We start from the raw sequence: 11,194 nt of genomic DNA on the forward strand, positions 1-11,194 counted from the left end.
TTCACATCGGGAGGATCGCGTACGCGGTACGGATGTGGTTCTCCACTAATTCAACAGCAAGAGCAGTGTTCTTGGCAGCGATTGCATCGAATATTCCGTGATGTTGCTGAATTAAGCTACTCCTCAATTGCGAATATTCTGGTATCTGCTCTGACGCTTTCTTGATGGGCAGCGATAGGGCGTAGCGGACCGAGGAGGTGAGTACCGCCGACAGGCTGTTGCCCGAGACCTCGGCGATACGGACGTGGAAGGCTGCGTCCAACTGGTTGAAGCGTTCGAGACTCAAGTCCGGCTCATCCATCTGGGTGAGCATGTGCCGGATCTCCGAAAGATCCGCTTCGTCGGCCTTCTCGCAGGCAAGCCGTACACTCTCTTTCTCAAGGATGATCCGGGTCTCGACGACGTCGTCGATCGGGAAATGAGCCAGCGCGACATGGAGTTGTAGGGTTTTGGCAACTGAGGGGGAGTAGTGGGCGGAGATCCGGGTGCCCGATTCCGGACCTGCGCCGACATTGGAGGTGACCAGCCCCTGTGCCTCCAAGGTACGCAAGGCCTCACGTACGGCGGTGCGTGATACCCCCAGCGCTGCCGCGAGCTCCCTCTCGGGAGGCAGCAGCGCTCCGCTGGTCAACATGCCTTCTAGGATCTGTTCCTCAATGTGTTGTTGCACCAGTTGGTAAGCCTTCATTGGCGTCGATCCTTCCATCCGAACCGAGTGCCACGGAACATGCACATGCACGCCACGATGATTGCTGACAATAGACTCGCGCGTCTGCAAGTGCTGCGTTGAGACTTCTAGGAAAGGCTAGCCTTTGTTGACTGTGGTCCGACCACAGTCTGGAATAAGACGGTAAACCGCCCGATGCGAAACGATGGAGTTTCGATGGAGTTCAAACCTGATACGGCCCCAGTGGGAGGCAGCCTGCTGATCTCCGCGCTGCTGGCCATGTTGCCGCTGATTGTCGTCTTCGTTGCCCTCGGCGTGGCGAAGATGAAGGCTCACTGGTCCTGCTTGCTGGGTGCGGCTGTGGCGATGGTCATCGCAGTTCTCGCTTTCAAGATGCCGGTCGGCATGACGGTCGCATCGTTTACCGAAGGTGCCGCTTTCGGCATCTTCCCGATTACTTGGATCGTGCTCTGTGCGATCTTCCTCTTTGAACTGACCGTGGCATCTGGTCACCACGCTGACCTGATGCGTGCCTTCAACGTGATCTCCAACGATCCGCGGGCACTCGGTATCCTCATCGCCTTCAGCTTCTGTGCTCTTCTTGAGGCCCTCGCGGGCTTCGGTGCGCCGGTGGCCATCGTTGGTGTGATGCTTGTGGCCATCGGGTTGAAGCCGATGAAGGCTGCACTCACGGTTCTCGTCGGCAACACTTTCGCGGTGCCCTTCGGGGCCATTGCCACCCCGGTGATCACCGGCGCGGCAATCACCTCCATCCCGGCACAGGAACTTGGCATGTACATCACCCGTCAGACCGCGGTCATGGCGTGGGTCGTGCCTATCCTGCTGCTCATCATCATGGATGGGGCCAAGGGCGTGAAGGAACTCTGGCCGCTGGCGCTCGTCGTCGGTATCACCTACTCCATCGCGACCTGGGTGTCGGCCGCCTACATCTCCACCGAGCTGACCAATATGGTTGCCGCTCTGGTCTCGCTGGCTTTCGGCGTGCTGATGCTGCGTTTCTGGCAGCCGAAGGGAGTAACCGAGGCGATTGCTCGGATGACCGGCAAAGAGGCTGCCGCAACAGCCAAGGACAACGAAGACGTTCCGGTAACCTTCAAGTCCGTTGCCTGGGCACTGTTTCCCTACATCTTGGTCATCGTGGTCTTCGCGGTTACCCAGATGATCCCCGTAGTGAAGAAGGCTCTCGCCGCCACCAATATCAAGATCCACTGGCCGGGCTTGTGGAGCGGTGATACCAACTTGGTGCTCACTGCCGAGGGTAAGGCGACCTCTTCGGCGTTATACACCTTCACGTGGTTGTCATCCCCGGGTACCCTGCTGCTGCTCACTGCGATCCTACTGAGCATTTGCTACGGCATGAAACCGGCTCAAGTCTGGAAGGTTTTCAGCACCCAGGTTTACAAGTTGCGGTGGACCTTCGTGACCATCGGTTCGGTGCTTGGTCTGGCCTATGTGATGAACTTCTCTGGACAAACCCTCACCATCGGTTACTGGATCGCCGGTGCAGGCGCGGTCTTCGCCTTCCTGTGTCCGATCCTCGGCTGGATTGGTACTGCGGTCACCGGCTCCGGCACCTCTGCGACGGCGCTGTTCGCGTCGCTGCAGCAGACTGCTGCCTCGCAGATCGGTGTCGATCCCAGCCTGTTGGTCGGTGCCTCCACCGTCGGCGGTGCCGTCGGCAAGATGATCAGCCCCCAGACCCTCGCCATTGCGGCCACGGCCGTGGAAGGCAAGGAATCCGACATGCTGCGCAAGTCGTTGCCTTGGTCTATCGGCCTGCTGGTGATCTTGTGCATCATCGTCGGTCTCGAATCTACCTCGGTCCTCGGCTGGCTGCTGCCCGCCTGATCCTCGACAAAGGAGAATTCCATGACAACAACCGCTGTCTCGGCCCCCGTGGCCAAGCCCGGAGCGGGGATGACCGTTGCGATCTTCCCGACCTGCGCGAACGATGTGATGTTCCCCGAGACTCCGATCGCCACTGTCAAGCTGCTTGAGCGGATGGGCTGCAAGGTCGTGTTCCCCAAGGCACAGACCTGCTGTGGCCAGATCTTCACCAACACCGGCTACTACGACGAGGCCATGGGTTCGGTGAAGAACTTCCTGAAGGCCTTCGAGTCCTACGACTACATCGTTGGTCCGTCCGGGTCCTGCGTCGGCTCGGTACGTCACCAACACGAGATGCTGGCTCGCCGGGATGCTGGTGATCGGATCGGTGACCGTGTGGCTGCGGTTACCTCTCGCACCTACGACATTTCTGAGTTCCTCGTCGATGTTCTGGGCACTACCGATGTTGGGGCCTACTTCCCGCACCGGGTCACTTTCCACCCGTCGTGCCACTCCATCCGCATCGCCCACGTGGGTGACAAGCCGCAGCAACTGCTGCGCGCAGTACGCGGCATTGATCTCATCGATCTTCCGGACGCCACTACCTGCTGCGGCATGGGTGGCACCTTCTCTCTGAAGAACCCGGACGTATCGGTGTCGATGGCTGGCGACAAGGCGCGCAACGTGGCCTCCACCAGGGCTGAATACTTGTGTGCAGGCGACAACCTCTGTCTGTTGAACATCTCGGGCGTTCTCAATCGGACCAAGGCCGGTATCAAGCCGATTCACTTGGCCGAGATCTTGGCCCAGACCGAAGGAGATGAATGATGACCAGCACAGAACTCGAACGTCTCACTCCGGCACCGCCGCCAGGTGAGCTTGTCGATTCGCCCAGATTCCAGGTGTCCGCTCGCACCTCGCTGACTAATACCCAGCAGCGGGCGAACCTGAAACACGCGACCACCACCATCCGCAACAAGCGGGCGCGCGTGGTCGGTGAGGTCGCCGACTGGCAGGCTCTGCGCACCGCAGGTGAGCAAATCAAGAACCGCGTCGGCCGCCACCTGGACGAATACCTGCTGGAGTTCGAGAAGAACTTCACTGAGGCCGGTGGCATCGTCCACTGGGCACGCGACGCCGAGGAGGCCAACCGGATCGTCATCGACTTGGTCGAGCAGACCGGGGAGAAGGAGGTCGTCAAGGTCAAGTCGATGGTCACCCAGGAAATTGACATGAACGAGGCCCTTGAGGCCGCGCGCATCGCTGCCTGGGAAACCGACCTCGCGGAACTCATCGTCCAGCTCGGTCACGACCGTCCCTCGCACATCGTGGTCCCGGCCCTGCACCGCAACCGTGCCGAGGTCCGCGAGATCTTCCTGCGCGAGATGGGCCGTTACGGCACCCCGCCGCCCGACGGCCTCGACGATACCCCGGTGAACCTGGCCGGTGCGGCTCGCCGCCACCTGCGCGAGAAGTTCTTGCGGGCGAAAACCTCTACTTCGGGTGCCAACTTCTTGGTCGCTGAGACTGGTTCGCTGGTGGTTGTGGAGTCCGAGGGTAACGGTCGCATGTGCCTGACGCTGCCCCAGACTCTGATCTCGGTGGTCGGGATCGAGAAGATCGTCCCGACCTTCCAGGATCTTGAGGTCTTCCTGCAACTGCTGCCGCGTTCCTCTACCGGCGAGAGGATGAACCCCTACACCTCGATATGGACCGGTGTCTCCAAGGACGACGGCCCACAGGCCGTGCACGTGGTGCTCGTCGATAACGGTCGCACCAACGTGCTGTCTGACCCCATCGGCCGGGCTGCGCTGCGCTGCATTCGTTGCTCGGCCTGCCTGAACATCTGCCCGGTCTACGAGCGCGTTGGCGGTCACGCCTACGGCTCGGTGTACTCCGGCCCGATTGGTGCCATCTTGACCCCGCAGTTGCGCGGTCTGGCCTCCGATGTGGACCGCTCGCTGCCCTTCGCGTCGTCGTTGTGCGGCGCCTGCAACGAGGTCTGCCCGGTGCGTATCCCGATCACCGACCTGTTGGTGCACATGCGTCACAAGGTGGTCGAGGCGAAGAAGTCTGATCCGCCGCACATTCCGCACACCGCGGAGCCGCAGCTGATGTCTATCGCATCTTGGGTGATGGCCGACGGCAAACACTTGGCATGGGCAGGCAAGGGAACCGCTCTGGTCGACCTGATCCTCGGCAAGGGATTCAAAGTCAAGAAGTTTGGCCCGATGCCCTACCCGCTGTCGCGGTGGACCGATGCCCGTGATGTTCCGATGATGCCCGAGCAGAGCTTCCGCACCTGGTGGAAGAAGAACCGAGGAGAGCTGGCATGAACGCCAAGGACGAGATTCTCGCTCGGGTGCGCAGCGCATTGCGTGACGTACCCGGCAATGTGGCAGTGGCCGAGGATTCCCCGGTCGACTGGAAATATGGCCAGCAGGTCGATGTCGGTGACGTGATCGAGACCTTCATCGAGAGGGTCATCGACTACAAGGCGACGGTTATCAAGTGCCCCGTCGCAGATGTTCCCGCTGAGATCGCCAAAGGTCTGAAAGCCCTTGAGGTGAAGTCGGTGGTTATCGGTGATGGCGTCGACGAGAAGTGGCGCGAGGCGATCGAGGGGGCCGGGGCCAAGCTCTACATCGACACGCCGGGTCAGCAGCTGAGCGCACTGGAGTTGAACGAGGTCGATGCGGTGGTCTCTGCCGCAGCCGCCGGGTCTGCGGAGACCGGGACCATCGTCCTAGACCACCGTCCGGATCAGGGTCGTCGCGCATTGTCGCTGGTTCCTGACTCGTTGATCTGTGTGATTCGTGCCGATCAGGTGTACTCCTCTGTCCCCGAGGTGGTCACCAAGCTCGGGCCCTCAGTCAAGGAGGACGGCCTCCCGTTGACGTGGATTTCTGGGCCGTCGGCGACTTCCGACATTGAGCTAAGCCGTGTTGAGGGTGTGCACGGCCCGCGCAACCTGTACGTCATCGTCCAGGAGTGATGCCGGTTTCACCGCGATTTGTCGGATCCCTGGCCCATATGGGCCAGGGATCCGATGCGTTGCGAGGTGATGGAGTGGCTGGGAGTATGGTCCACCGGGAGTCTGCTCCAATAGATCACGGTGCGGCTCGATATGTTTGTCGGCGTGAGTGATTAGGTTTATTGGTGTGAGTGATCTGCGTGTTGATGGTCGGGGTCCCGACGAACTGCGTGAGGTGAGATTTACCCGCGGCTGGCTCGACCATGCGGAGGGTTCGGTTCTCGTCGAGTTCGGGAAGACGAGGGTACTCGTGGCGGCGTCGGTGAGCGAGGGAGTACCGCGCTGGCGTAAGGGCTCCGGGCTGGGCTGGGTGACCAGCGAGTACGAGATGCTGCCCCGGTCCACCAATACCCGCAGCGATCGGGAATCACGGCGCGGGAAGATCGGTGGGCGCACCCATGAAATCTCCCGGTTGATCGGCCGCTCGTTGCGTGCAGTCATCGACCACAAGGCACTGGGGGAGAACACCATCGTCATCGACTGCGACGTACTCCAAGCCGATGGTGGCACTCGTACAGCGTCTATCACCGGGGCCCACGTCGCCCTGAGCGATGCCGTGTCCTGGTTGCGGGAACGTGATCTGCTGGCAGGCGAGCCGCTCATCGGATCGGTGGCCGCGGTGTCGGTCGGCATTGTTGGAGGAACCCCAATGCTTGATCTGTGCTACGCGGAGGATTCCACGGCAGACACCGACATGAACATCGTCTGCGACGGAACCGGGCGGTTCGTCGAGATCCAGGGCACCGCGGAGGGCACCCCCTTCGATCGTGGCCTGCTTAACGAACTGCTGGATCTTGGTCAGTATGGGTGCGCCGAGCTGACCCGGTTGCAGAGTGAGGTCCTCGCGTGACTACCAGTGTGGTGCTGGCCACTAACAACGCCAAGAAACTCGCCGAACTACGGCGCATCGTCGTTGAGGAAGGCTTGGATATCGAGGTGCTCGGTCTGGGAGATGTCGCCACCTTCCCGGAACCGGCCGAGACCGAGTGGACCTTCGAGGGCAATGCGCTCATCAAGGCGCGCGCTGCCGCCCAGCACACCGGGTTGGTAGCTCTCGCCGATGATTCTGGGATCTGCGTCGATGCGCTCAACCAGATGCCCGGTGTCCGTTCTGCACGGTGGGCAGGGCCACAGCATGATGACTTGGCTAACCTCGACCTGCTGCTGGCCCAGATCTCCGATGTGCGTGACCCCCACCGGACTGCCCGTTTCGTGGCGGCGATGGCGCTGGTCACCCCCGACGGCCGGGAGTTCACCAGTCGCGGCGAGATGCCTGGACGTATCACGGGAGCCCCGCGTGGTGAGGGGGGGTTCGGTTATGACCCGATCTTTGTCCCCGACGACGGCGAGGCAGATCTCACCACCGCACAGATGACCCCCGAGGCCAAGGACACGATTTCCCATCGGGGCAAGGCGGTACGAGCCATCATCGGCACCCTGGCATCGGTCATCGGAGGTGAGGCATGAAGCAGTACCTCGACCTGCTAGCTGATGTGATGGCCAACGGTACTCACAAATCCGACCGTACCGGCACGGGAACCCGTTCGGTCTTCGGCCGTCAAATGCGTTTTGACCTGTCCCAGGGATTCCCGCTGGTCACCACCAAGAAGATCTTCACCCGTGGGGTGTTCGGTGAGCTCATCTGGTTCCTGAGCGGTTCGACGAATATTTCCTGGCTGCACGACCACGACATACACATCTGGGATGAATGGGCCGACAAGAACGGCGATCTTGGTCCGCTCTACGGCCGCCAATGGCGTTCCTGGCCCACCCCTGATGGCGAGGCTATTGATCAGATCGCCAAGGTGGTCTCTTCGATTCGCGATAATCCCGACTCCCGTCGCCATGTGGTCTCGGCATGGAACGTCGCTGAGGTTGAGGATATGGCTCTTCCCCCGTGTCACATCATGTTCCAGTTTTACGTAGCCAATGGCAGACTCAGCTGCCAGCTCTACCAGCGCTCCGCCGATCTGTTCCTCGGAGTGCCCTTCAATATCGCCTCCTATTCGGCGCTGGTGCACATGATCGCCCAAGTGAGCGGGTTGGAGGTCGGGGAATTCGTGCATACCTTCGGCGATGCCCACATCTACGACAACCACATCGGCCAGGTGGCCGAGCAGCTCTCTCGCACTCCACGCGTACTTCCCAAGTTGTGGTTGAATCCCGATGTAGCAAGCATCGATTGTTTCACTCTCGACGACATCAAGGTTGTGGACTACGATCCGGCACCGGCCATCAAGGCCCCGGTGGCGGTCTAGGAGCCCCCATGCGTCTGGTGTCAATCGCGGTGGTGGCCGCCAATCGGGTGATCGGTGATGGTACCGATCAGCCCTTCAAATTCGCCGAGGACTGGAAACGCTTCAAAGCCCTCACCATGGGGCATCCGCTCATCATGGGGCGACGTACCCACCAGTCCATGGGCTTGTTGCCGGGACGTTTCTCCATCGTCATCACCCACGATCCAGCATCGGTAGATTTTCCTCCTGATGCCCAAGGAAACCTTCGTGGCCGAGCGGTTCCCGGAATCAAGGAGGCCATCGAGCTGGCCGGTGAACTCGACCAGGAGGTAGCTCATGTCGTGGGAGGAGGCCAGGTTTACGCGACCACGATGGATCTGGTCGACGAGCTAGACATCACTCAGGTGCACGCCGATGCCGAGGGATCGGTGCTGTTCCCGGTCATCGATCCGAGAATTTGGCGGGAGATCTCCCGGGAACAACCGCGCAAAGAGTTCAGCTTCGTCCGCTACCGTCGGCGCTGATGCCTGGCCGAACGGTTCTGCATCTCGACCTGGATGCCTTCTTCGCCTCGGTCGAGCAACGAGATAAACCATCGCTGCGGGGCAAGCCTGTCATCGTGGGTGGAATCGGTGGTCGGGGAGTGGTAGCCACCGCATCCTACGAGGCACGTCGATATGGGGTGCATTCTGCTTTGTCAACTGCTATTGCTCGTCGGCGCGCTCCGCATGCGGCCTATCTTGCCGGGCGTTTTGATGCCTACCGGGAATCCAGCAATGTCGTCATGGGCCTGTTGCGAACCATCAGCCCTCTGGTGGAGCCCCTCAGCCTGGATGAGGCCTATGTCGATCTCACTGCATCGGCTTGGCCAGTTGACGACCCGATTGCCCTGGGCGAGGCCGTGGCGTGGCTGAGAAACGAATTGTGCCAACTTACCGAGGGGCTGACCGCATCGGTTGGGGTCGGTTCCTCCAAGCTCATCTCGAAGCTGGCCTCCGAGGCAGCCAAACCCGACGGTGCATTGGTGCTACGTCCCAGCGAGGAATTGGCAATGATTACCCCACTAAAGGTTTCGGTGATCCCGGGCGTGGGACCTGCTACCACCGAACGACTTGCCAGACTGGGCGTGGAGACCGTCTCCCAATTGCAGAAGCTTTCGGTCAATGAACTCGTTCGGGAATTCGGTCGGGTGATGGGTGAGGGCCTGCACGAGCTTGCCTTCGCCCGTGACGACCGGCTCGTGCAACATGTCCGTGAGGTCAAGTCCATCTCCATGGAGGATACCTTCGCTGTTGACATCACCGATCGCGCGGAACTCGCCGCGATTTTGGCGCGCGATGCCCGGGCCGTCGCCGAACGCTTGACCCGCAAGGGTCTGTTCGCCCGAACCATCGGCATCAAGGTGCGACACGCGGATTTCAGTACATGGTCTCGTTCGCGGACCCTGAACGGGGCAACCGACAACCCGGAACGTATCGGGCAGGTAGCCATCGATCTATTGCGCGAGGTACAGGTCGCCGACGGGGTGCGCCTCGTAGGGGTCGGGGTCTCCAATCTCACCGATTCTGCCCAGGAGGAATTGTTCTGGGAGCCGGATGCCGGGTCCGACGAGATACCGATCATCACCCAGGCAGCCCCGGTAATGAGACGACGTCACGGTAACGAGGCCAGTTGGGTGCCGGGGATGGATGTCTCCCATGATGACCATGGCCGCGGCTGGGTGTGGGGTGCGGGGCACGGGATTGTCACGGTACGATTCGAGACTCGGCACACTGGGGTCGGCCCGGTTCGTTCCCTGCGCGCCGACGACCCAGCGCTGCACGTAGCTGCCCCATTGATGCTGGCCGTGACCCGGTCAGCCCAACAGGCAGAGTTCGTCAACGAGGACCAATTCATCGTTTCCTCAGGATCGACACCAGATGGTCTGAATCCGGGGTGAACGGATGCAGATCCCAGGTTGACAGGTTCTGGTCGACCACCAGGTCAGCCTGCTGAACATCGTTGAAAAAGTCGGCGAACTCGTAGCCTCGTCCTGCCCCCAGACCTACGGCGATGCGTCCTCGGTCGCGAAGGTGCTTTGCGAAGCGGGACAGCACCTCAATGCGGGTGGAAGCAGCCAGGAAGGTCATGACGTGCCCTGCGCACATGATCACGTCGAATCCTTCGGCGATGCCAGCCGACGGGAGATCCAGGGTGGCGAGGTCACCCACCAGGTAGGTGGGGCCCGGGCGTTCGTTGTTGGCCACCTCAATCAGGTGCGGATCGACATCGACTCCGACGACCTCGTGCCCCATGGCGACCAGACACGGTCCCAGCCTGCCTGGCCCACAACCGGCATCGAGGATGCGCGCGCCACGCGGTGCCATCGCATCGACGAATCGGGCCTCGCCGTGGATATCGTCGCCCCGGGCCTCCATCTGGCGGAAGCGGTCGGCGTACCACGCCGAGTGCTGAGGATTTTGCTCGATGATGCGTTGCCATTTGCTGGGTTCTGGCATTGTTCTCCTTCAATGTTCTGTTCCATTGTCCCCCATGGTTCATGATGGGATCCGGCGGGACATCGCAGTCCGTCCCACCAGGTGAGGAGGAGCGTGTGATGCCGGTGGGACGCGAGCAGATCCGCGGTATCGACGTGGATGCCGAGGGACGCTGCGCCCATTACCATACGGAACTGGATGTAGTGGCCAATCGGTGTACCCTCTGCGGGGAGTTTTGGGCCTGCCACGAGTGTCATGCCGAACTTGCGGGTCACCCCTTCGGCCGGGTTGGTGAGGGGGTCCCTGCGGTGATGTGCGGAGTCTGCGGGCTGATCATGGATCATGCTACCTACGTCGCAGCCTCCTGCTGTCCCTCATGTGGGCACGCTTTCAATCCCAGATGCTTGCTTCATGCCCACAAGTATTTTCAACCGAAGGGCTGACCTGGGTCATCGGCTGGTGGCGTTCATCCACCGCTTCGATTCCGGGAAGGCCTCGGCCAGTTGCTCGAACAACCGGCTGGTGGCTGCGAGCATGCATGTCACCTGCTGGCGCAGGAACTCATCGTCGATGCCGGTCTCCATGTTGATGTTGTGGTCAGCGATGACGACCAGGTGCTTCTCGAGTCGGTGGACGAAGGCACGTGGCCAGAAAGTGTTGGCATTCCAGTCATTGAGGTGATGCAGGATCGCGTCGAAGGCCTCGTGGGGTGGGAGAAGCTCCCAGACCGCACGCATGACCATGATTTCGCCTCGTGAGCCGCACCCCTCGAACCACACTCGCATGTCATCCCACTCGGCGAGGTGATCTCCATCGGAGTCGGTGGAGAAGTTGATGTCCATGCTGGTGAGTACCCGCGGCCACCTGTTCCCGGTGAATGGCTCGGGAGTGCTCCCGGAGGTGATGTCGCTGAACAATCCCATCATTTCTC

General features: G+C 61.1%; 13 protein-coding genes. 10 read left to right on the top strand and 3 right to left on the bottom strand.

Features of this window, described 5'->3' with window-relative positions; translation table 11 throughout:
- Position 1: 1 nt before the first annotated feature.
- Positions 2 to 688 (bottom strand): FadR/GntR family transcriptional regulator, encoded by a 687-nt coding sequence (locus HMPREF1531_RS08565; RefSeq protein ID WP_016669550.1) that lies wholly within the window; start codon positions 686 to 688, stop codon positions 2 to 4.
- Positions 689 to 883: 195 nt separating this feature from the next.
- Here HMPREF1531_RS08565 and HMPREF1531_RS08570 point away from each other — a divergent pair, with 195 nt between their 5' ends.
- The 9 genes from HMPREF1531_RS08570 to HMPREF1531_RS08610 all read left to right on the top strand — a co-directional run bounded on the left by HMPREF1531_RS08570 (position 884) and on the right by HMPREF1531_RS08610 (position 9,725).
- Positions 884 to 2,536, top strand: coding sequence for an L-lactate permease (locus tag HMPREF1531_RS08570; protein WP_016669551.1), 1,653 nt, complete (start codon positions 884 to 886; stop codon positions 2,534 to 2,536).
- A 21-nt stretch (positions 2,537 to 2,557) separates the two neighbouring features.
- On the top strand, positions 2,558 to 3,343 hold the full coding sequence (locus tag HMPREF1531_RS08575) for a (Fe-S)-binding protein (protein ID WP_016669552.1): 786 nt from the start codon (positions 2,558 to 2,560) through the stop codon (positions 3,341 to 3,343).
- Positions 3,343 to 4,851, top strand: a complete 1,509-nt coding sequence (locus HMPREF1531_RS08580) for a lactate utilization protein B (protein ID WP_016669553.1) — start codon at positions 3,343 to 3,345, stop codon at positions 4,849 to 4,851. Before HMPREF1531_RS08575 ends, HMPREF1531_RS08580 begins: the two co-directional genes overlap by 1 nt.
- Positions 4,848 to 5,510 carry a LutC/YkgG family protein gene (locus HMPREF1531_RS08585; protein WP_016669554.1) on the top strand — a complete coding sequence of 221 codons (663 nt, stop codon included), beginning with the start codon at positions 4,848 to 4,850 and terminating at the stop codon, positions 5,508 to 5,510. Before HMPREF1531_RS08580 ends, HMPREF1531_RS08585 begins: the two co-directional genes overlap by 4 nt.
- Before the next feature lie 166 nt (positions 5,511 to 5,676).
- Complete coding sequence (rph, locus tag HMPREF1531_RS08590) at positions 5,677 to 6,399, top strand: ribonuclease PH (protein ID WP_016669555.1); 723 nt, start codon at positions 5,677 to 5,679, stop codon at positions 6,397 to 6,399.
- Positions 6,396 to 7,016 (top strand): RdgB/HAM1 family non-canonical purine NTP pyrophosphatase, encoded by a 621-nt coding sequence (gene rdgB / locus HMPREF1531_RS08595; protein ID WP_016669556.1) that lies wholly within the window; start codon positions 6,396 to 6,398, stop codon positions 7,014 to 7,016. The genes rph and rdgB overlap by 4 nt, the downstream gene beginning before the upstream one ends.
- Positions 7,013 to 7,807: a thymidylate synthase gene (locus tag HMPREF1531_RS08600; RefSeq protein ID WP_016669557.1), complete on the top strand. Its 795-nt coding sequence runs from the start codon at positions 7,013 to 7,015 to the stop codon at positions 7,805 to 7,807. Before rdgB ends, HMPREF1531_RS08600 begins: the two co-directional genes overlap by 4 nt.
- 8 nt (positions 7,808 to 7,815) lie before the next feature.
- On the top strand, positions 7,816 to 8,310 hold the full coding sequence (locus HMPREF1531_RS08605) for a dihydrofolate reductase (protein WP_016669558.1): 495 nt from the start codon (positions 7,816 to 7,818) through the stop codon (positions 8,308 to 8,310).
- Positions 8,310 to 9,725, top strand: coding sequence for a DNA polymerase IV (locus tag HMPREF1531_RS08610; RefSeq protein ID WP_016669559.1), 1,416 nt, complete (start codon positions 8,310 to 8,312; stop codon positions 9,723 to 9,725). Before HMPREF1531_RS08605 ends, HMPREF1531_RS08610 begins: the two co-directional genes overlap by 1 nt.
- Here HMPREF1531_RS08610 and HMPREF1531_RS08615 read toward each other — a convergent pair.
- Positions 9,679 to 10,284 (bottom strand): class I SAM-dependent methyltransferase, encoded by a 606-nt coding sequence (locus HMPREF1531_RS08615; protein WP_016669560.1) that lies wholly within the window; start codon positions 10,282 to 10,284, stop codon positions 9,679 to 9,681. The genes HMPREF1531_RS08610 and HMPREF1531_RS08615 overlap by 47 nt on opposite strands.
- A gap of 98 nt (positions 10,285 to 10,382) precedes the next feature.
- On the opposite strand from HMPREF1531_RS08615, the gene HMPREF1531_RS08620 reads away from it, so the two are divergent.
- A complete protein-coding gene (locus HMPREF1531_RS08620; RefSeq protein ID WP_016669561.1) occupies positions 10,383 to 10,706 on the top strand; it encodes a CHY zinc finger protein in 324 nt (107 codons plus the stop codon).
- Positions 10,707 to 10,712: 6 nt separating this feature from the next.
- Here the strand turns inward: HMPREF1531_RS08620 and HMPREF1531_RS08625 are convergent, their stop codons facing one another.
- On the bottom strand, positions 10,713 to 11,186 hold the full coding sequence (locus HMPREF1531_RS08625) for a YbjN domain-containing protein (RefSeq protein WP_016669562.1): 474 nt from the start codon (positions 11,184 to 11,186) through the stop codon (positions 10,713 to 10,715).
- Between the last annotated feature and the right edge of the window lie 8 nt (positions 11,187 to 11,194).

The organism is Propionibacterium sp. oral taxon 192 str. F0372 (genome assembly GCF_000413315.1).
Lineage (GTDB): Bacteria > Actinomycetota > Actinomycetes > Propionibacteriales > Propionibacteriaceae > Brooklawnia.

Coding starts and splice junctions, on each gene's coding strand:
- HMPREF1531_RS08615 (WP_016669560.1), bottom strand. CDS start 10,284: ATGCCAGAACCCAGCAAATGGCAACGCATCATCGAGCAAAATCCTCAG.
- HMPREF1531_RS08605 (WP_016669558.1), top strand. CDS start 7,816: ATGCGTCTGGTGTCAATCGCGGTGGTGGCCGCCAATCGGGTGATCGGT.
- HMPREF1531_RS08565 (WP_016669550.1), bottom strand. CDS start 688: ATGAAGGCTTACCAACTGGTGCAACAACACATTGAGGAACAGATCCTA.
- HMPREF1531_RS08600 (WP_016669557.1), top strand. CDS start 7,013: ATGAAGCAGTACCTCGACCTGCTAGCTGATGTGATGGCCAACGGTACT.
- HMPREF1531_RS08585 (WP_016669554.1), top strand. CDS start 4,848: ATGAACGCCAAGGACGAGATTCTCGCTCGGGTGCGCAGCGCATTGCGT.
- HMPREF1531_RS08580 (WP_016669553.1), top strand. CDS start 3,343: ATGACCAGCACAGAACTCGAACGTCTCACTCCGGCACCGCCGCCAGGT.
- HMPREF1531_RS08575 (WP_016669552.1), top strand. CDS start 2,558: ATGACAACAACCGCTGTCTCGGCCCCCGTGGCCAAGCCCGGAGCGGGG.
- HMPREF1531_RS08570 (WP_016669551.1), top strand. CDS start 884: ATGGAGTTCAAACCTGATACGGCCCCAGTGGGAGGCAGCCTGCTGATC.
- HMPREF1531_RS08620 (WP_016669561.1), top strand. CDS start 10,383: ATGCCGGTGGGACGCGAGCAGATCCGCGGTATCGACGTGGATGCCGAG.
- HMPREF1531_RS08625 (WP_016669562.1), bottom strand. CDS start 11,186: ATGGGATTGTTCAGCGACATCACCTCCGGGAGCACTCCCGAGCCATTC.
- HMPREF1531_RS08610 (WP_016669559.1), top strand. CDS start 8,310: ATGCCTGGCCGAACGGTTCTGCATCTCGACCTGGATGCCTTCTTCGCC.